Here is a 19,106-nt window from a genome sequence, read left to right on the forward strand (position 1 = left end):
GCATGACGACTTTCGATCTTCCCGACGCCGACGCCACCACCCGCCTCGGCGAAGCCATCGCCTCCCTGCTGGCGCCGGGCGAGGCCGTTCTGCTCTACGGCCCGCTGGGCATGGGCAAGTCGACCCTGGCGCGCGGCCTGATCCGCGCCCTGACGCGCCCCGATGAGGACGTGCCGTCGCCGACCTTCACCCTGGTCCAGTTCTATGAGAGCGACCCGCCCATCGCCCACTTCGACCTCTATCGCCTCAGCCGGCCCGAAGAAGCCTTCGAGGTCGGACTGGACGAGGCGCTGGACGAGGGCTGCGCCCTGATCGAATGGCCCGAACGGTTGGGTGACGATCCTGGCCGGATGCTCGGCCCCGACCGGCTGACGATCGAAATCTCGGAACCCGCCCCTCAAGCAGCCGCCCTCCGCGAGGGCGGCGATAGGGGCCTCTCTGGAAGAGTTGCGACCGCAACTGGCGCAGGGTCGTGGGAAGCCAAACTGAAGGAACTCCATGTCTGACCGCGAAGCCCTCCGTCTCGACTTCCTGCGCTCGGCCGGGCTGGCCGAGGCCGTCCGAGCGCCCCTGCCCGGCGACGCCTCGACGCGGCGTTACGAGCGGCTGACGACGGCCTCGGGCGCCTCCCTGATGCTGATGGATCAGGCCCCCGCCGCCGAGAGCCGGCCCTGCGATCCGTCGTGGACGCCGCAGCAGCGCCACGCGCATGGCTGGAACGCCGTCGCCCGCCTGTCGGCCGGACGCATCGAGGCCTTCGCCGCCGTCGCCGTCCATCTGAAGTCGCTCGGCCTGTCCGCGCCCGCGATCGTCGCCGTCGATGCCCCGAACGGTCTGGCCGTGATCGAGGATTTCGGCGACGCCCTGTTCGCTCGCGTCATCGAGGACGGCGCCGATCCGGCCCCCCTGTATCGCGCCGCCGTCGAGGCCCTAGCCGTCCTGCACGCCGCCCCGATGCCCGGTATCCTGACCGGCCCGGCTGGCGACTGGCCGCTGCTGACCTATGACCAGACGGCGCTGCAGGGCGGGGCCGACCTGTTCGTCGACTGGCTGCCGAAACTGATCCCGACCCTCAGCTTCGACGAGGCCGCCGTCGCCGAATGGCGCGCCGCCTGGGCCCCGATCACCGTTGCGGGCGAGGCGGGCGCGACCGTAATGGCCCACCGAGACTATCACGCGGAGAACCTGATCCGGCTGGACGGCAGGACCGGCGCCGCCTCGGTCGGGATGATCGACTTCCAGGATGCGGTGAAGGCCCACCCGTCATGGGATCTGCACTCCCTGCTGCAGGACGCCCGCCGCGACGTGGCGCCCGAGCTGGAGGCCCTAGCGCTCGACCACTATTTCACCCTGCGCCCCGAGGCCGACCGCGAGGCCTTCATGGCGTCCTACGCCGGTCTGGCCGCCCTGAATGAGGCGCGGATTCTCGGCATCTTCGCCCGCCTGATCGCCCGCGACGGCAAGCCCCGCTACGCCGCATTCATGCCGCGCATGTGGGCACACCTGAACGCCAATCTGCAGGCGCCGGGCCTCGACGCCGTCGCCGCCTGGATGGACCGCCATGTGCCGGAGGATCTGCGTCGATGACCGCCCCCAAGACCGCCATGGTTCTCGCCGCCGGGCTCGGCACGCGGATGCGCCCTCTGACCGACGACCGGCCCAAGGCTCTGGTCGAGGTCGGCGGCAAGGCGCTGATCGACCATGTGCTCGACCGGCTGGCCGAGGCGGGCGTGACCGACGCCGTGGTCAACGTCCACTGGTTTGCCGACCGTCTGGAAAGCCATCTGGCCGCCCGCATGCGTCCAGCCATCACCATCTCCGACGAGCGCGCCGAACTGCTGGAAACCGGCGGCGGCCTGAAGAAGGCCCGCCCCCTGCTGGGCGACGGCGCCGTCTTCGTCGCCAATATCGACAGCGTCTGGATCGACCGGGGCGATGCTCTGGGCGACCTGATCCGCCTGTGGAATCCCGCGCGCATGGACGCCGCCCTGCTGCTGGCCCGGCGCGAAGGCTCCATCGGCTTCGAGGGCGGCGGCGACTTCTTCCTCGGCGACGACGGCGCCCTGACCTTCCGGGGCGAGGCCGCCAGCGCGCCCTACGCCTATATGGGCGTCCACATCACCCGGCCTGATTACGCCGACCACGGCCCCGACGGTCCCTTCTCGCTCAGCCCCCTGTGGCGCGCCTCGGCCGCCGAGGGTCGCCTGTTCGGCTGCGTGCTCGACGGCGACTGGATGCACGTCGGCGACCCGCAGGCGCGTGACGAGGCCGAAGCGCGTCTGAAGGCGGAGACCTGATCATGACGGGGGGGCGCTTCGATCCGTTCGCCGGAAGCGGGCCGCGCTGGCGCGCCGTGCCCGCCTGGCGGCCCTTCCTCGAAGACCTGGCCGCGGGGGTGCTGGATTGGCTGGGCGACGCCCCGCCCGAGACCCTGACCGACGCCACCATCCTGCTGCCCAACCGCCGCGCCGCCCGCGCCTTTTCCTTCGCCCTGGGCAAGCTGGCGGGCGAGCGCCCCGTTTTGCTGCCTCAGGTCCGCCCGCTCGGCGATCTGGAAGAGGACGAGCCGCCCTTCGCGCCCGGCGAACTGGGGCTGGACCTGCCGCCCGCCATCGCCCCTTTGACGCGCCGCTTCGAGATGGCGCGGATGATCGCCGAGGAGTTCGAGCCGGGGATGAAGCCCCTGCGCGCCCTCGAAATGGCCGATGCGCTGGGCGCCTTCCTCGATTCCTGCCAGCTCGAAGCCGTGCCCGACCTGTCGCGTATCGCGACCCTGGCCGAACAGGATCTGGCCGAGCACTGGCGCGAGAGCGCCCGCTTCCTCGGCCTCGCCGTCGAGGCCTGGCCGAAACGGCTGGAGGCGCTGGGGCTGGTCGACCCCGCCTGGCGCCGCGCGACCCTGCTGCGCCGTCTGGCCGAGGCCTGGGACGCCCGCCCTCCGCAGGCCCCGGTCATCGCCGCAGGGTCTACCGGCACCGTCCCCGCCGCCGCCGACGTGCTGAAGGCCGTGGCGAAAGCGCCGCAGGGCGTGGTCGTCCTGCCCGGCCTCGACCTCGATCTGGCCGTCGACGCCTGGGACCGCATCGACGACCAACACCCCCAGGCCGCGCTGAAGGCCCTGCTGACCCGCGCCGAAGTCACGCGCGAGGCCGTCCAGCCCTGGTTCGAGCCGCCGCTCGACCCCGCCGTCGAGGCGCGCGGTCTGGCCCGCCAGCGCCTGATCAACGAAGCCCTTCGCCCCGCCGAGGCCACCGACGACTGGCGCCGCGAGATCAAGGCCTTGCGCGCCCGCTCGGCCGAGGCCGGCCGCGCCGCCGACCCCATCGCCGAGGGCCTGTCGGGTCTGACTGTCCTGTCCGTCCGCGCCGAGGACGAGGCGGCGACCGCCGTCGCCCTGATGATGCGCGAAAGCCTTGAACAGCGCGCCCCCGACGGCCGCCCCATCACCTGCGCCCTGGTGACGCCGGACCTGCAGTTGTCGCGCCGGGTCGAGGCGCGGCTGGCGCGCTGGGGCATTGTCGCCGACTCCTCGACCGGCCAGCCGCTGTCGCGGATGACGGCGGGGGTGCTGGTCGACCTCGGCGCCCGTTTCCTGGCCGAGCCGCTGAAGCCGCAGACCCTGTTGGCCCTGCTGAAGCACCCGCTGGTCCGCCTTGACCTGGGCGAGACGTCGCTCAACGACGCCGCCGAAGCGCTTGAGGAGCACGCCCTGCGCGGCCCTCGCCCGCGCCGCTGGTCCCAGCTTCACGAACGCCTGCTGAAGGCGGCCGAGCCCCGGCGCGGCGGCCTGCCGCTGGCCGACTGGAAGCTGGCCCGTCTGAAAGGCGCGCAGACCCTCGCCGACCGGCTGGAGGCGTTGGCGACCGCCCGCCCCTGTCCGCCGGACGAGGCCGCCGGCACCCTGACTGCCCTGATCGAGGCGCTGGCGGGTCAGAACGCCTGGGCCGGGCCGGACGGCGAGGCCGCGGCGTCCCTGCTGTCGGCCCTGATCGAGGGCGGCGGCCCGCTGGGCCAGACCACGCCCGCCGAGTTCGCCGATCTGATCGCCGCCTTGCTGGCCGAGACCACAGTCCGCACCGGCGGCGCCACCCATTCGTCCCTTCGCATCCTCGGCGCCATCGAGGCGCGGCTGGCGCGGGCCGACCGCATGATCCTGGCCGGGCTGGAGGAAGGCGTCTGGCCCAACGCCGCCCCGGTCGATCCCTTCCTGTCGCGACCGATGCGCGCCGCCCTGCCCCTGCCCGCGCCCGAGCGGCGTCTGGGCCAGACGGCGCAGGACTTTGTTCAGGCCGCCTGCGCCGACGAAGCCGTCCTGGTCCACTGCGAACGGCGCGGCGGCCAGCCCGCCGTGCGCTCGCGCTGGCTGTGGCGGCTGGAGATGCTGACGCGCGGCGCAAACGCGCCCGACACCCCGGTCAGCCTCAGCGCCCCCGAGGGCGTCGCCGACTGGACCCGCGCCCTCGACGCCCCGCCGCCCGGCCCGGCCCGGCTGGCCCCGCGCCCGGCGCCCACGCCCCCGGTCGAGCGCCGCCCGCGCAGCCTCTATGTCACCGGGGTCGAGCGCTGGGTCCGCGACCCCTACGCCCTCTACGCCCGCCGCCTGCTGAACCTGGAGCCGATGGAGCGCCCCGGCGCCTCGGCCGAGGCCCTGGCGCGCGGCAACGCGGTGCACAAGGCCATCGAGCGCCTGACCGAGGACTGGCCCGACCTGCTGCCCGACGATCTAGACGCGGTGATCGAGCGCCTGCTGCTGGAGGAGCTGGGCGCCCACGGCTTCGAGGACGCCGCCATGGCCCGCGAGGCGCCCTTGGCCCGGAACGCCGCCCGCTGGCTGGCCGGGTTCGAGACCGAGCGCCGCGCGCGCGGCGTGGCCCTGCTGATCGAACAGCAGGGCGCGCTGACCTTCGACGCGCCCGGCGGCCCCTTCACCGTCAAGGCCTACGCCGACCGCATCGAGGTCGGCGCCCTGTCCGCCGCCGTCATGGACTTCAAGACCGGCCAGGTTCCGAGCGCCAAACAGATCAAGGCGGGCTTCGCACCGCAGTTGACCCTGACCGGCGCCATCCTGGCCGCCGGCGGCTTCAAGGACACGAACGGCCCCGTCCCGCCGGAAGAACTGACCTACGTCCGCGTCGTCGGCCGCAAGAAGGCGGGCGAAGTCGCCGTGCGCGCCGCCGGGCCGGAAGCGCAAATCCTGTCCGACGCCGCTCTGCAAGGCCTGATGGCCCGCGTCGCCGAATTCGACCGGCCGGAGACGCCCTACCTCTCGTGGGCCGCGCCTCATCTGATGGGCAGCTACAGCCCCTACAACCTGCTGGCCCGCGTCTGGGAATGGCACGTCATCGGCGGCGGCGAAGAAGGAGAGGCGGAATGAACCTCCACGTCCGGGACGGCCTCAACCCCCAGACCCGCGCCGCCGATCCGGCCCGCTCGGTCTTCGTCACCGCCAACGCCGGATCGGGCAAGACCACCACCCTGGTCAGCCGGGTGGCGCGCCTGCTGCTGGGCGGCGCCGCGCCCTCGGCCATCCTGTGCGTGACCTACACCAAGGCCGCCGCCGCCGAGATGCAGGCGCGCCTGTTCGAGACTCTGGGCAAGTGGGCCGTCATGGACGACGGCGAACTGTCGGCCGAACTGGCCAAGCTCGACGACAGCGACCCCGGCGCCCTCAACCCCGCCCGCCTGTCCGAGGCCCGTCGCCTGTTCGCCCGCGCCCTGGAGACGCCCGGCGGGCTGAAGATCCAGACCATCCACGCCTTCTGCGAAAAGCTGCTGCGCCGCTTCCCCATCGAGGCGGGCGTGTCGCCGCGCTTCACCGTGCTGGAGAACGAGGCGGCGATCGCCCTGTCTCACGCCGTGCGCGAAGACCTGGCCCGGGCTGCTCTGGCCGACGCCGAAGGGCCGGTCGGCGAGGCCTACAGCCATTTCGCGGTCGAGCTGGACTGGGGCCGCTTCCAGGATCTGCTGGCCCTGATCGAGGCCAAGCACGCCGAGCTGACCGACTATGTCGCCCGCGTCGCCGACGGCCGCGCGCCGGGCCCCTACGTCCTGACCGGCGCCGATCCGAAAGCGACGCCCGAGGACATCGAGGCCGACTTCCTGCGCTGGCTGGACCGGGGCGAGGTCCGGCGCATGGCCGAGCTGATGGCCACCGGCTCCAAGACCGACAAGGACCGCGCGGCCGAACTGATCCACGCCCTCGACCACGACTGGAGCTTCCACGGCCTGGGCGTCGTCTTCCTGACCGGGTCCGGCTCGCCCCGCAAGTCGATGGCGACCAAACAGGCGCCGCCCGACGCCGCAGGCTGGCTTGCCGATCTTCAGGACAAGTTTCTGGCCGCCCGAGACCAGTTGCGCGCCGCCAAGGTCGCCGACGACACCATCAAGCTGCTGACCCTCGCCAACGCCCACGCCGCCCTCTATGAGGCGGCCAAGACGGCGGACGGCGCGCTCGACTTCTCGGATCTGGTCGCCCGCACGGTCGAACTGCTGACCGTTCGCTCGACCGCCGCCTGGGTGCTGTACAAGCTGGACGGCGGCGTCGATCACGTCCTGATCGACGAGGCGCAGGACACCGCCCCCGAACAGTGGGCCATCATGCGCGCCCTGACCGGCGAGTTCTTCACCGTCGAGGGGACCGACCGCACCGTCTTCGCCGTCGGCGATGAGAAGCAGTCCATCTACTCCTTCCAGGGCGCCCGGCCCGAGCGGCTGCGGCAGGAGGCGCAGGTCTATGACGGCCTGATCACGGGAGCAGGCGGGGCCTTCGAGGGCGTGCCGCTGGAGACTTCCTACCGCTCGACCGAGGCGGTGCTGAAGTTCGTGGATGAAGTCTTCGCCACGCCCGAACGCGCCCGCGCCCTGGTCGGCGAGACGGGCGAGATTCCGCACCACACCGCCGCCCGCCTGGGCCAACCCGGCGCCGTCGAACTGTGGCCCCTGTTCGTCGACGAGGCCCCGCCCGAACGCGACGCCTGGACCGATCCCGTCGATCAGGAAGGGACCGCCAGCGCCCGCAAACGCATGGCCCAAACGCTCGCCCTCGAAATCAAGCGCCAGGTCGAAACCGGCGCCGTCGTCTTCGACAAGGGCGGCGCCGCACGCCCCTGCGGCTACGGCGACTTCCTGATCCTGGTCCGCCGCCGCGACGCGACCTTCGAGGAGATTATCCGCGCCCTGAAGGCGGAGGGCGCGCCGGTGGCGGGCGCCGACCGGCTGAAGTTGTCGCAGCACATTGTCTTTGACGACCTGAAGGCGCTCGCCCGCTTCGCCCTCTTCCCCGGCGACGACCTGACGGTCGCCGAGGTGCTGCGCGGCCCCTTCTGCGACGTGGACGAGGACAGCCTGTTCGACCTGGCGGGCCGCGAGAAGCGCGACGGCCTGTGGCGCGAACTGAAGCGCCGGGCGGACGAGCGACCGGAGTGGGGCGGGGCGCTGGACCTGCTGCGCGCGGCGCGGAGCGCCCGCGATCTCGATCCCTTCGGCTTCTTCTCCCGCCTGCTGAATCGGATGGACGCGACCGGCATTTCAGGCCGCGCCCGCATCCTGACCCGTCTGGGGCGCGAGGCCGAGGAAGCCGTCGACGAGACCCTCAATCAGGTGCTGGCCGCCGAGGGACGCGGCGGGACCGACCTGGAGACCTGCCTCGCCCTGCTGGAAGCCGCCGATGTCGAGGTGAAGCGCGAACTGGAAGGCCCGCGCGGCGAGGTCCGCGTCATGACCGTTCACGGCGCCAAGGGGCTGGAGGCGCCGGTCGTCATCCTGCCCGACACGACGATGAAGGCGAAGGCGCAGGGGCCGTCCCTGATGCCCGTCCCGCTTGAGGACGGCGCCGAGGCATGGCTGATGTGCCCCGGCTCGTCGAAGGAGAACTGCCCCGCCTCGGCCGACGCCCGCGCGGCCCGCGAGGCGCGGGTCGGCGACGAATCCTTACGCCTGCTCTACGTCGCCCTGACCCGCGCGCGGGACCGGGTGATCGTCATGGGACGCGGCTCCAAACGCGCGCCCGAGGCCGGGGACTGGTGGTCGGTGATCGAGGAGACCTTCGACCGACTGGGCGATCAGGTGCGCGAACTGGACGGCGGCGTCCGCCGTTATGGCGCCGATTCTGACAGCCTACCCGCCGCTGTCGCCACGGCTGAAACCCGGCCCGAGGCCCCCGCCTGGGCGCGGATCAATCCGCCGCGCGACGCCGCCGCCCGCTTCGCCTCGCCGTCGCAGATGCAGGAGCAGAAGCGCATCCCGGCGCCGTCGCCGCTGGCGCGGGGCGAAGGCCCCGGCGCCGGGCTGGGCCGCTTCCGGCGCGGCGACCTGATCCACCGCCTGCTGGAGCGCCTGCCGGACCTGCCCTCGCCCGACCGTCCCGACGCCGCCCGCCGGATGCTGGCGCGGGAGCGCGACCTGACCGAGGATCAGCGCGCCGAGATGATCGCCGCCGCCTTCGGCGTTCTGGACGACGCCCGCTTCGCCCCCGTCTTCGGCCCCGGCAGCCGCGCCGAGGTCGCCCTGACCGGGACCGCGCCCGACCTGCCGTCCGGCGTGTCCATCTCGGGCCGCATCGACCGGCTGGTGGTCACGCCCGAGCGGGTTCTGGTGGTCGACTTCAAGTCCAACCGTCCCGCTCCCGATCACGTCGAAGACGCCGATCCGGCTTATGTGCTGCAGATGGCGATCTACGCTGCCGTCCTGCGCCGTCTCTATCCCGACCGCGCGGTCGAGGCGGCCCTGGTCTGGACCGATGGGCCGAAGTTGATGGCCGTGCCGCAGGGCCTGATGGACGCCGCTCTCGAAAATGCGCGTTGATTTGTCGAGGATTCGCACCCACATCTGTGCCTGAACGCCGAGGATTCAATTCGGCGCGCCACTAAACGCGCTCAAGCAGCGAGCGACCGCGTCGCGAGCGTAGCGCACCAAAGGAGAGCCATTCATGGCGACTGTGAAAGTCACCGACGACAGCTTCGACGCCGACGTCCTGAAATCCTCGACCCCCGTCCTGGTGGACTTCTGGGCCGAGTGGTGCGGCCCCTGCAAACAGATCGGTCCGGCGCTGGAGCAGATCGCCGACGAACTGGCGGGCAAGGTCACGGTCGCCAAGGTCAACATCGACGACAGCCCCATGGTCCCGTCGAGGATGGGCGTGAAGGGCATCCCGACCCTGATGCTGTTCAAAGGCGGCCAGATGACTTCGATGAAGGTCGGCGCCATGCCCAAGGGCAAGATCGTCGAATGGCTGGCCGAAGCCGGCGTGAAGGCGGACTGACACGACATTCTCCCTCCCCTTCATGGGGAGGGTGGCTGAGCCCGCAGGGCGAAGTCGGGTGGGGGCGGCGTTTCGAAAGAGGCGCCGCCTTTTTCTTTGCTGTACTTGCGTTAAGTGGGGGCGGCCGATCTCAATCTCCGCTCATCCCCGCGGAGGCGGGGACCCAGTAAGAGTGCAGAACGACAAGCCTCTTCATTGATCGCAGCGCCTTGAAGCCAAAGCACTGGGTCCCCGCCTCCGCGGGGATGAGCGGGGCGGAGGAAATCGCACCAACACTCAACGCGAATTCAGCCTTTCTTTGCCCGCTTCGCCCAAGGCCCTCCCCACCCGGCCGCTTCGCGACCACCCTCCCCATGAAGGGGAGGGAGCGGCGGCGCGCTAGCTTCAGACCGGCCAGGTCTCGCGGCCGGCGCCCAGCACCTCGCCCGCCAGATACAGCGAGCCGCAGATGACCACCCGCCCGGCGCCCAGGGCCAGGGCGCGCTCCAGCGCCGCGTCCACCGATCCCGCCGCCATGGCGCCGAAGCCGCGTCCCTGGGCGACGGCGGCCAAAGCCTCCGGCTCGGCGGCCGTCCCCTCGAAGCCGACGGTGAAGACCTGGGCGTCGACGCCCTTCAGCGCCTCGAAGAAGCCGCCGGCGTCCTTGTTGGCCAGCATGCCGACGATCAGGGCTGTGGGGCGCGGCGCGCGCGCCTGGCGGTCGGCCAGGGCGCGGGCCAGGGCGCGGGCGGCGTGCGGGTTGTGCCCGCCGTCCAGCCACAGTTCGGCGTCGGCCTTCTGAGCCTTGTCGGCATAGGGGCCGGCGGTCAGCCGCTGCATCCGCGCAGGCCAGCGCACGGCCTTCAGCCCCTCGGCGATGGCGGCTTCGGGCAGGTCCAGCTCCAGCGCGGCGGCGATGGCGACGCCGGCATTGTCGAACTGGTGCGCGCCGGACAGGGCGGGCGCGGGCAGGTCGAGGAACCGCTCCTGATCCTGATAGACGAGGCCGCCGCGTTCGGCCCAGGCGTCGAAGTCGACGCCCATGACGGTCAGGGGCGAGCCGACCTCGGCCGCGCGCCGCGCGATCACGGCCATGGCCGCCTCGGACTGGCGCGCCACGACGCCGCGCGCGCCCGCTTTCAATATGCCCGCCTTCTCGCCCGCCACGCCCTCGAGGGTCGTGCCCAGGAACTCGGCGTGGTCCAGATCGACGGGGGTGATGACGCTGAGCAGGGGCCGGGCGATGACGTTGGTGGCGTCCAGCACGCCGCCGAGGCCCACCTCGATGACCGCCAGGTCCGCAGGGGTCTCGCTCATGGCCAGAAAGCCCGCCGCCGTGGTGCTCTCGAACACGGTGGCCTGCCCGCCCGTTTCGGTCATCGCCGCCTCGACCCGGTCGAGGATGGCGTTCAGAGCGTCATCGGTGATCAGCGTCCCGGCCAGGCGGATACGCTCGTTGAAGCGCACTAGATGCGGCGAGGTGTAGGCGTGGACGCGCAGGCCCGCAGCCTCGGCGACGGCGCGGATCAGGGCGACCGTCGAGCCCTTGCCGTTCGTGCCCGCGACATGGACGACCGGCGGCAGCTTGTCCTGCGGATTCCCGAGCGCCTCGCACAGGGCCCGCATCCGATCCAGCGACAGGTCGATGCGCTGGGGATGCCGGGCGCGCAGGCGTTCCGAAATCGGGTCCATGGAAAGAGCCTGCGGTTAGGCAGCCTTCTTCTGGGCCGCGCCGCTCATCAGCATGGACAGGATCAGGCCCAGCGTCGTCGGCAGGTCGCCGCGCGACACCACCTTGTCGACCATGCCCTTGTCCTTGAGGTATTCGGCGCGCTGGAAGCCCGGCGGCAGTTTCTCGCGGATGGTGGTCTCGATCACGCGCGGGCCGGCGAAGCCGATCAGGGCGCCCGGCTCGGCCAGATGAACGTCGCCCAGCATGGCGTAGGAAGCCGTGACGCCCCCCGTGGTCGGGTCGGTCAGCACCACGACGTAGGGCAGCTTGGCCGCCTTCACTTCCTGAACGGCCAGGGTGGTGCGGGCCATCTGCATCAGGCTGAGGGCGCCTTCCTGCATCCGCGCCCCGCCGGCGGCGGTGTAGCAGACGAAGGGAACATTGCGCTTCACCGCCTCGCGCGCGGCGGCGATGAAGGCCTCGCCCGCCGCCATGCCCAGCGACCCGCCCATGAAGGTGAAGTCCTGCACGATGACCACGGCGGGGGCGCCGCCGATGCGGCCGTAGCCGATGGCCATGGTGTCCTTGCGGCCCGCCGCCTTGCGCGCCGCCGACAGGCGGTCGCGATACGGTTTGCCGTCCGAGAACTTCAGCGGATCTTCCGGCACGTCGGGCGTGTCGATCGCCTCATACAGGCCGTCGTCGAAGGTGGCCTTCAGGCGGGTCGGGGCGTTGATCCGCATGTGACGGCCTGACGGCGTGACCCACAGGGCCGCCTCCAGGTCCGAGCGGAACAGCATCTCGCCCGTGTCCGGGTCCTTGACCCACAGATTGTCCGGGGTGTCGCGCGGGCTGACGATCTTGCGCACGCCCGGCGCGAAACGCGACAGCCAGCCGCCGCGTGCCTTGTTCTCGGGATTCTTATCGACCATGGGCGGGGCCTTTAAACGGTTTCCGTCACGGAAGCACTAGCGCGGGCGCCATGAACCGCATCAGCCAGGGCCTTCACCTTGGCCAGAACGCGCGGCGCGGCGGGTTCGTTCGCCTCGAGAGCGGCGGCGACCTCGTCCACGAAGACCGAGCCGGCCACCACGGCGTCGGCGACGCGGGCGATCTCGGCGGCGCGTTCGGGCGTCCTGACGCCGAAGCCGACGGCGACGGGCAGGCCGGCCGCGCGACGGACGCGCGCGACGGCGGGCGCCACCTCGGCGGCCACGGCCTCCTTCACTCCGGTCACCCCGGCGACGGAGACATAGTAGACGAAGCCCGACGTGCCCTCGGCGATGACCTTCAGCCGGTCGTCGTCGGACGTCGGCGTGGCCAGGCGGATCAGGGAGACCTCGGCCGCGTCCAGGGCGGCGGCCAGCGGCCCGGCCTCTTCCGGCGGACAGTCGACGACGATGATGCCGTCCACCCCGGCCTCGGCCGCATCGCGGGCGAAGACCTCATAGCCGTAGGATTCCACCGGGTTCAGATAGCCCATCAGGATCAGCGGCGTGTCCTGATCGCCCTTGCGGAAATCGGCCACGAGATCGAGCGTGCCGCGCAGGGTCATCCCCGCCTTCAGCCCGCGCAGGGCGGCGCGCTGGATCGGCGGCCCCTCGGCCATCGGGTCCGAGAAGGCCAGGCCCAGCTCGATCAGGTCGGCTCCGGCGGCGGGCAGGCCCTTGAGGATCTCCAGCGCCTCATCCCGGCTGGGATCGCCGGTCATGACATAGGGGACCAGACCGGCCCGGTTCTCGGCCTTCAGCTTGGCGAAGCGGGCGTCGATGCGTGTGGTCGTCACTGAGTCGCTCCTCCCGAAGGCGTCGGCGCCGGAGTCTCGGGCGTCGCGGCGCAGACATCACCGGGAATGACGGCGAAGCCCAGGTAGCCCGGAGCGGACGCCTCGGCGGGCTTGGACACGTCATAGAAGGCGACCATCTGCAGGCCGTCGCAGCCGCCGCCGTCGCGGCGGCGCACGAAGATGACGCGGTTGTCGTCGCCGTCCGCCGCCAGCCAGTTCAGGGTGGAGAGGTGCTCCGTATAGGCGTCCGCCAGGGCGCCGATCTGATCCAGTTGGGCCGTCACGCAGAAGGCCGGACTGCGCAGCAGGCCGCCGCAGTCGGCCGCTTCCGTCGCCGGCGGCAGGACCGGCATTCCCGTGGCCGCCGGACCAGGCGGGATGGCCGGGGCCGCCTGAACCGGCGCCTGGGGCGCTGGAGCGGCCGTGTTCTGCGCCAGGGTCAGGGTCGGAGAGAGGGCCGCGATGGCGGCGGCGATCAGCAGGGTCTTCATCATCACAGCTCCACGTCCAGATGCTTGGCTACAGTGTTGATGTCCTTGTCGCCCCGGCCCGACAGGACGATCACCAGATCGCCGTCCTTGCCGATCTGTCTGGCGACGTCGCCGGCGCGCGCCAGGGCGTGCGAGGACTCCAGCGCCGGGATGATGCCTTCCAGCCTGCACAGGGTCTGGAACGCGTCCAGCGCCTCATGGTCTGTGGCCGACAGATATTCGCCCCGGCCCAGATCGTGCAGCCAGGCGTGCTCCGGCCCGATGCCCGGATAGTCGAGCCCGGCCGAGATGGAGTGGCCTTCCAGAATCTGGCCGTCGGCGTCCTGCAGCAGATAGGTGCGGTTGCCGTGCAGCACGCCCGAGCGCCCGCCCTTCAGGCTGGCGGCGTGGTCGGGGGTGTCCAGGCCGAGGCCCGCCGCCTCCACCCCGATCAGACGCACGGCCTCGTCCTGGATGAAGGGATGCATGGCGCCGATGGCGTTCGATCCGCCGCCGATGCAGGCCATGACCGCGTCGGGCAGGCGGCCGATCTGACGCTGAGCCTGGGCCTTGATCTCCTTGCCGATCACCGACTGGAAGTCGCGCACCATGGCCGGGTAGGGGGCCGGGCCCGCCGCCGTGCCGATGATGTAATAGGTGTCGGCGACATTGGTGACCCAGTCGCGCATCGCCTCGTTCATGGCGTCCTTAAGCGTCGCCGCCCCTGCCGTCACCGCCGAGACCTCGGCGCCCAGCAGCTTCATGCGGAAGACGTTCGGCTGCTGCCGGGCCACGTCGACGGCGCCCATGTAGACGGTGCAGGGCAGGCCGAAGCGGGCGCAGACGGTGGCCGAGGCGACCCCATGCTGACCGGCGCCGGTCTCGGCGATGATGCGCGTCTTGCCCATGCGGCGGGCCAGCAGGATCTGGCCCATGCAGTTGTTGATCTTGTGCGCGCCCGTGTGGTTCAGGTCCTCGCGCTTCAGCCAGATCTTGGCGCCGCCGAAATGCTCGGTCAGCCGCTCGGCGAAATAGAGCGGGCTGGCGCGGCCGACATAGTGCTCCAGATAGCCGTCCAGTTCGGCCTGGAAGCCGGGGTCCGCCTTGGCCGCCTTATAGGCCGCATCCAGCTCGTGGATCAGCGGCATCAGGGTTTCGGGCACGAAGCGGCCGCCATAGGGGCCGAAGCGGCCTTCGGCGTCAGGCCAGGCGTAGGAATTCGATAGGGCGTTCACAGTCTGGGGCACAACGAAAGTCTTCAGGGAGGAAGGCGACGAAATCAGGACCGCGATGCGGCGTCCAGAAAAGCTTTGATCAGGGCCCGGTCCTTAACACCCGGCGCGCTTTCAACGCCAGAGGAGACATCGACCATCGGCGCCCCGGAAATCCGCACCGCCTCGGAAACATTTTGCGGGTCCAGCCCGCCTGCGAGGAACCAGCTTGCCGGAAGCGCCCGGTTTTGCATCAACCTCCAGTCGAACGAGACCCCCACGCCGCCGGGCAGGTCGGCGCCTTTCGGCGGCCTGGCGTCGAACAGCAGATGATCGGCGACGCCGGTCCAATCGGCGACATCGGCGAAATCCGCCTCGTCCCGGATCGGCAGGACCTTGATGACCCCAGCCCCCGTCAGCCGCCGCGCCTCCGCCGCGCGCTGCGGCGTCTCATGACCATGCAGCTGGATGAAGTCGGGCCGCAGGATCAGGGCGACTTCGCTCAACAGGGCGTCGTCGGGGTCGACCAGGACGGCGACCACCTTCGCCTTTCCGCGCGCCCGGTCGAACAGGGTGGCGGCGTGCAGCGGCGGGATGTGGCGCGGGCTCTTGGGAAACACCACCGCCCCGACAAAGGCCGCCCCGCCGTCCAGCGCCGCATCCAACGTATCCGGCGTCGTCAGGCCGCAGATCTTGGTGAGTGTCATGAGACAGGCAGGTGCGCGACTGCGGAGGGCAGGTCAAGCGCCGCACTTGCCCTCCCTTACCCCTCGTCATCCTCCGGCAAGCCGCGCAAGCGGCGCAGACCGGGGGACCCAGCGGCGCGCGTAAGCGCGAAAGAAGCGGGCGTAGCGCTTGCCGTAAACATCGCCTCCGGCGCCGCTGGGTCCCCCGGTCGTCGCTGCGCTCCGCCGGAGGATGACGAAAGAGTAGTTCAGGCGAAGATCGAAGCGATCTCATCTTCGGTCAGCAGCCGCCATTCGCCAGGCGCCAGCTCATCGGGCAGCGCCAGCCTGCCCAGCCGCTCGCGATGCAGGGCCTCGACGTGATTGCCGACCGCCGCGAACATGCGGCGCACCTGGTGATAGCGGCCCTCCGTCACCGTCAACCGCGCCTCCGTCGGCGAGATCACCTCCAGCACGGCGGGCGCCAGCGGCTTGTCCTCGCCCTCCAGCACCAGCTCGCCCGAGGCGAACAGCGCCTCTTCCGTCCCGTTCAGCGGCTGCGCCAGCGTCGCGCGATAGACCTTGGCCACATGGCGCTTGGGGCTGATCACCCGGTGCAGCAGGTCGCCGTCGTCGGTCAGCAGCAGCAGGCCGCTCGTCTGCTTGTCCAGCCGCCCGATGGTCGAGATCGCCGGATCGCGCCGTCGCCAGCGGTCGGGCAGGACGTCATAGACCAGCGCCCCGTCCTCCTTGTGCGAGCAGGTCATGCCCAGCGGCTTGTTCAAAAGGATGACGAGGCCGGGTACGGGGTCCAGCGGCTCGCCGTCGATCTCCATGCGCATCGGCAGATCGGGCGTCACCGGAATGCGCTTCGACACATCGGTCAGATCGGCGCCGTCCAGCACGACGCCGCCCGCCTTGCCCAGCCGCGCCATCTCGGCCCGCGAGCCGTAGCCCATCGAGCCCAGCAGCTTGTCCACGCGGGACGTTGGAATCTTCTTGCTCATGCCCTATCGCCCTTCGGGCTGCTTGAGGGCGGGATCACTTCACCGCCTCGAAAATCTTGTAGCCGCCCTGATCCACGACCATCCGCGCCCGCTTGAAGGCGGCGTCCAGTTCGGCCTCATAGGGCAGATGGCGGTTGGCGACGATCCAGGCGGTCCCGCCCTTCCTGAGCATCTCGGCCGCCTTGCGGATGAAGGCCTGCCCCAGCCGTCGGTCCTCGGCCCCGCCGTCGTGGAAGGGCGGATTGCTGACGATGAAATCCAGGTCGCCCGCCGCGCCCAGCGTCCGCACATCGGCCCAGTCGAAGCCGGCGCGCGCATCCTCGACGTTGCGCTTCGCCGCCTCGACTGCGCGCCGGTCGATGTCGACCAGCCTTAGCGCAGTCACGGGGGGCGAGCGCAGAACCACCGTCGACAGCGCCCCGAAGCCGCAGCCCAGATCGGCGCCCGCCCCCTTCAGCGGCGGCAGGACTTCGGCCAACAGGGCTGTGCCCGGATCGATCCGGTCCCAGGCGAAGACGCCCGGCTGCGACCAGGCGTCGAGCCCCGGAACCACGCGCGGCGCGCCCGCCTCGATCGCTGCGTCCAGCCCCTCGACGGTCTCGGGGCGGATGACGACGCAGCGGCGATGGTGGGCCTTGGCCGTCTCGATAACCTCCAGCCCGAACGCCTTCAGCTCCTTGCCCAGGCGCGAGCCGCCCTTGTCCTTGGGCGCCATGACGTCCAACCGACCGCCGGGCTTCAGCGCCTTCAGCGCCAGGGCCAGCGTATAGCGCCGCTCCACCGCGCCCGGCGGGGCGTAGAGCATCGCCCCGTCAGCCGATCCGGGCGCGACCGTCTCCAGCGCCGTCGAGCCGGGGATCAGAGGCGAGGTCTGGGTCGCCGTCGTGGGCGGATCGAACACCGCGGGCGGGCGGCCGTAGAGAAGCATGGTCATGACGCTGCCCTTATCCCTTCTCCCCTTGCGGGAGAAGGTGGCAGCCCTCGGGCTTGACCCGAGGGCTGACGGATGAGGGGTCGCTCGCCCCTTAAGGACAGCCGCTGCATTCTGCGTCCCGAAACCCCTCATCCGAGCGCCTTCGGCGCCCACCTTCTCCCACAAGGGGAGAAGGACGCGGTTGGAGAAGGGATCACATCGTGACACCCCCGACCGAATACGGCACAACGGCCGCCATGTTGGACTTCCCCCCGCCCGCTGACTTCTCGCCCACACTGGACGAGGCGCGGACCCTGCTGGAGCGGGTGTGGGGCCATGCCGATTTTCGCGGGCTTCAGGCCTCGGTGATCGAGGAGGTCCTGGCCGGGCGCGACGTGCTGGCCGTGCTGCCGACCGGCGGCGGCAAGAGCGTCTGCTATCAGGTGCCCGCCATCCTGCGCGAGGGCGTGGGCCTGGTCGTCTCGCCGCTGATCGCCCTGATGACCGACCAGGTCGAGGCGCTGAAACAGCAGGGCGTGGCCGCCGCCCGGCTCGATTCCGGCCTGACGATGGACGAGCGTTCCGCCGTCTGGCGCGCGGCGCGCTCGGGCGAACTGGACCTGCTGTATGTCTCGCCGGAAGGACTGGCGTCGGGGTCCATGCTGGAGCGTCTGGCCGAACTGCCCATCAGCCTGATCGCCATCGACGAGGCCCACTGCGTCTCACAGTGGGGCCACGACTTCCGCCCCGATTACCGCACCCTGGGGCGCCTCGCGGAAATCTTCCCGCGCACGCCGCGCATCGCCGTCACCGCCACCGCCGACGCCCGCACGCGCGACGACATCCTGGCTTCGCTGAAGCTGGGCGAGGCCCGCGTCTTCGTCGACAGCTTCGCCCGCCCGAACCTGCAGCTGACTGCCGAGCGCAAGGTCAACGGCTCGCGCGCCCGCACCGACGCGCGCGTGGTCGAACTGGTGCGCGAACGGCGCGGCCGCTCGGGCGTGGTCTATTGCGGCAGCCGCGACGGGTGCGAGCGGGTGGCGGATGCGCTGCGCGACGCGGGGACCAACGCCATCGCCTATCACGCCGGGTTCGACGCCCGCGAGCGCGACCGGCGACTGGAGCGCTTCCTGGCCGAGGACGGGACCGTCATGGTCGCCACCATCGCCTTCGGCATGGGGGTGGACAAGCCGGACGTGCGCTTCGTCATCCACGCCGATCCGCCCGGCAGCCTCGAGGCCTACTGGCAGGAGATCGGCCGCGCCGGACGCGACGGCGAACCGGCTGAAGGCATCACCCTTTACGGCCCGTCGGACATCGCCTGGTCGTTGCGCCGTCTCGACAGCCGCCCGATGGCCGAGGAGGTCAAGCAGGTCCAGACCCGCAAGGTGCGCCAGCTGTTCGCCATGCTGGACGGCGCGACCTGTCGCCCGCAGTCCGTGCGTCGCTATTTCGGCGAGCAGGACGCCGAGCCGTGCGGCGTCTGCGACGTCTGTGGCGATCCGCCCGCCACCGTCGACGCCCTGATCCCGGCGCAGAAGGCCCTGGCGGCGGTGCATCGTCTGGGCGAGCGCTTCGGCCGCACGCGCGTCATCGACCACCTGCTGGGCAAGACCAAGGACGTCCAGCCGTGGGAGGCGGGGCTGTCGACCTGGGGCGTCGGCGCCGACCTGTCGCTGGTCGGCTGGCGCGACGTCATCGACCATCTGATGTTCGAGGGCCTGCTGGTCGAGGATCCCAACGACGGCAAGCCCCTGATCCGGCTGGGCGACCCTCAGGCCGTGCGTGGCGTCTATCGTGGCGAGCGCGAGGTGCGGGTGCGTCAGGCGCCGATCCGGGCCGCGGCCCTGGACAGGCCGCGCCGCAACGCCGGGCGCAATCTGGCGGTCGAGGGGTTGGACGCCGACGTGCGCGCCCGCTTCGAGGCCCTGCGCGCCTGGCGCCGCGAGCGCGCCGTCGAACAGCGCGTGCCGCCCTATGTCATCTTCCAGGACAAGACCCTGGTCGAGATCGCCCTGCAGGAGCCGCGCGGCCTGGATCAGCTGGCCGTCATTCCCGGCGTCGGCGCGGGCAAGCTGGAGCGTTACGGCCCGGCCGTGCTGGAGGCGCTGGAGGCCGTCGCCTGACGGTCGCCATGACCAAAA

The 19,106-nt window shown here is 71.2% G+C and carries 15 protein-coding genes; 7 read left to right on the plus strand and 8 right to left on the minus strand.

Features of this window, described 5'->3' with window-relative positions:
- Window positions 1-2: 2 nt before the first annotated feature.
- The 6 genes from tsaE to trxA all read left to right on the plus strand — a co-directional run bounded on the left by tsaE (window position 3) and on the right by trxA (window position 9,259).
- On the plus strand, window positions 3-506 hold the full coding sequence (tsaE, locus tag ACWIDZ_RS07815; protein WP_453988032.1) for a tRNA (adenosine(37)-N6)-threonylcarbamoyltransferase complex ATPase subunit type 1 TsaE: 504 nt from the start codon (window positions 3-5) through the stop codon (window positions 504-506).
- The gene (gene amgK / locus ACWIDZ_RS07820) at window positions 499-1,587 is read left to right on the plus strand and encodes an N-acetylmuramate/N-acetylglucosamine kinase AmgK (protein WP_453988031.1); all 1,089 of its coding nucleotides are present in this window, start codon (window positions 499-501) and stop codon (window positions 1,585-1,587) included. Before tsaE ends, amgK begins: the two co-directional genes overlap by 8 nt.
- A complete protein-coding gene (gene murU, locus ACWIDZ_RS07825; protein WP_453988030.1) occupies window positions 1,584-2,297 on the plus strand; it encodes an N-acetylmuramate alpha-1-phosphate uridylyltransferase MurU in 714 nt (237 codons plus the stop codon). Before amgK ends, murU begins: the two co-directional genes overlap by 4 nt.
- Window positions 2,298-2,299: 2 nt before the next feature.
- Window positions 2,300-5,374: a double-strand break repair protein AddB gene (addB, locus tag ACWIDZ_RS07830; RefSeq protein WP_453988029.1), complete on the plus strand. Its 3,075-nt coding sequence runs from the start codon at window positions 2,300-2,302 to the stop codon at window positions 5,372-5,374.
- A complete protein-coding gene (addA, locus tag ACWIDZ_RS07835) occupies window positions 5,371-8,802 on the plus strand; it encodes a double-strand break repair helicase AddA (RefSeq protein WP_453988028.1) in 3,432 nt (1,143 codons plus the stop codon). Before addB ends, addA begins: the two co-directional genes overlap by 4 nt.
- 124 nt (window positions 8,803-8,926) lie before the next feature.
- Window positions 8,927-9,259: a thioredoxin gene (gene trxA, locus ACWIDZ_RS07840; protein ID WP_453988026.1), complete on the plus strand. Its 333-nt coding sequence runs from the start codon at window positions 8,927-8,929 to the stop codon at window positions 9,257-9,259.
- Between the two features lie 384 nt (window positions 9,260-9,643).
- Here the strand turns inward: trxA and ACWIDZ_RS07845 are convergent, their stop codons facing one another.
- The 8 genes from ACWIDZ_RS07845 to ACWIDZ_RS07880 all read right to left on the minus strand — a co-directional run bounded on the left by ACWIDZ_RS07845 (window position 9,644) and on the right by ACWIDZ_RS07880 (window position 16,983).
- On the minus strand, window positions 9,644-10,930 hold the full coding sequence (locus ACWIDZ_RS07845; protein WP_453988025.1) for a bifunctional folylpolyglutamate synthase/dihydrofolate synthase: 1,287 nt from the start codon (window positions 10,928-10,930) through the stop codon (window positions 9,644-9,646).
- 15 nt (window positions 10,931-10,945) lie between these two features.
- Window positions 10,946-11,842: an acetyl-CoA carboxylase carboxyltransferase subunit beta gene (locus ACWIDZ_RS07850; protein ID WP_312220894.1), complete on the minus strand. Its 897-nt coding sequence runs from the start codon at window positions 11,840-11,842 to the stop codon at window positions 10,946-10,948.
- An 11-nt stretch (window positions 11,843-11,853) separates the two neighbouring features.
- Window positions 11,854-12,696: a tryptophan synthase subunit alpha gene (gene trpA / locus ACWIDZ_RS07855; RefSeq protein WP_453988024.1), complete on the minus strand. Its 843-nt coding sequence runs from the start codon at window positions 12,694-12,696 to the stop codon at window positions 11,854-11,856.
- Window positions 12,693-13,190: a hypothetical protein gene (locus ACWIDZ_RS07860; protein ID WP_453988023.1), complete on the minus strand. Its 498-nt coding sequence runs from the start codon at window positions 13,188-13,190 to the stop codon at window positions 12,693-12,695. The genes trpA and ACWIDZ_RS07860 overlap by 4 nt, the downstream gene beginning before the upstream one ends.
- The gene (trpB, locus tag ACWIDZ_RS07865) at window positions 13,190-14,413 is read right to left on the minus strand and encodes a tryptophan synthase subunit beta (RefSeq protein ID WP_453988022.1); all 1,224 of its coding nucleotides are present in this window, start codon (window positions 14,411-14,413) and stop codon (window positions 13,190-13,192) included. Before trpB ends, ACWIDZ_RS07860 begins: the two co-directional genes overlap by 1 nt.
- Window positions 14,414-14,445: 32 nt before the next feature.
- Complete coding sequence (locus ACWIDZ_RS07870) at window positions 14,446-15,084, minus strand: phosphoribosylanthranilate isomerase (protein WP_453988020.1); 639 nt, start codon at window positions 15,082-15,084, stop codon at window positions 14,446-14,448.
- Window positions 15,085-15,311: 227 nt separating this feature from the next.
- The gene (locus tag ACWIDZ_RS07875; protein ID WP_453988019.1) at window positions 15,312-16,049 is read right to left on the minus strand and encodes a 16S rRNA pseudouridine(516) synthase; all 738 of its coding nucleotides are present in this window, start codon (window positions 16,047-16,049) and stop codon (window positions 15,312-15,314) included.
- Between the two features lie 34 nt (window positions 16,050-16,083).
- Window positions 16,084-16,983, minus strand: coding sequence for a class I SAM-dependent methyltransferase (locus ACWIDZ_RS07880; RefSeq protein WP_453988018.1), 900 nt, complete (start codon window positions 16,981-16,983; stop codon window positions 16,084-16,086).
- A gap of 236 nt (window positions 16,984-17,219) precedes the next feature.
- On the opposite strand from ACWIDZ_RS07880, the gene recQ reads away from it, so the two are divergent.
- A complete protein-coding gene (gene recQ, locus ACWIDZ_RS07885; RefSeq protein WP_453988283.1) occupies window positions 17,220-19,088 on the plus strand; it encodes a DNA helicase RecQ in 1,869 nt (622 codons plus the stop codon).
- Window positions 19,089-19,106: the final 18 nt, after the last annotated feature.

This window comes from Brevundimonas sp. NPDC055311, assembly GCF_053645695.1.

What these genes read in the sequence shown, in the direction of transcription:
- addB (WP_453988029.1), top strand. Translation starts at nt 2,300, where the DNA reads ATGACGGGGGGGCGCTTCGATCCGTTCGCCGGAAGCGGGCCGCGCTGG.
- trxA (WP_453988026.1), top strand. Translation starts at nt 8,927, where the DNA reads ATGGCGACTGTGAAAGTCACCGACGACAGCTTCGACGCCGACGTCCTG.
- ACWIDZ_RS07850 (WP_312220894.1), bottom strand. Translation starts at nt 11,842, where the DNA reads ATGGTCGATAAGAATCCCGAGAACAAGGCACGCGGCGGCTGGCTGTCG.
- amgK (WP_453988031.1), top strand. Translation starts at nt 499, where the DNA reads ATGTCTGACCGCGAAGCCCTCCGTCTCGACTTCCTGCGCTCGGCCGGG.
- addA (WP_453988028.1), top strand. Translation starts at nt 5,371, where the DNA reads ATGAACCTCCACGTCCGGGACGGCCTCAACCCCCAGACCCGCGCCGCC.
- recQ (WP_453988283.1), top strand. Translation starts at nt 17,220, where the DNA reads ATGTTGGACTTCCCCCCGCCCGCTGACTTCTCGCCCACACTGGACGAG.
- ACWIDZ_RS07875 (WP_453988019.1), bottom strand. Translation starts at nt 16,049, where the DNA reads ATGAGCAAGAAGATTCCAACGTCCCGCGTGGACAAGCTGCTGGGCTCG.
- ACWIDZ_RS07880 (WP_453988018.1), bottom strand. Translation starts at nt 16,983, where the DNA reads ATGACCATGCTTCTCTACGGCCGCCCGCCCGCGGTGTTCGATCCGCCC.
- ACWIDZ_RS07870 (WP_453988020.1), bottom strand. Translation starts at nt 15,084, where the DNA reads ATGACACTCACCAAGATCTGCGGCCTGACGACGCCGGATACGTTGGAT.
- murU (WP_453988030.1), top strand. Translation starts at nt 1,584, where the DNA reads ATGACCGCCCCCAAGACCGCCATGGTTCTCGCCGCCGGGCTCGGCACG.
- ACWIDZ_RS07845 (WP_453988025.1), bottom strand. Translation starts at nt 10,930, where the DNA reads ATGGACCCGATTTCGGAACGCCTGCGCGCCCGGCATCCCCAGCGCATC.
- tsaE (WP_453988032.1), top strand. Translation starts at nt 3, where the DNA reads ATGACGACTTTCGATCTTCCCGACGCCGACGCCACCACCCGCCTCGGC.
- ACWIDZ_RS07860 (WP_453988023.1), bottom strand. Translation starts at nt 13,190, where the DNA reads ATGATGAAGACCCTGCTGATCGCCGCCGCCATCGCGGCCCTCTCTCCG.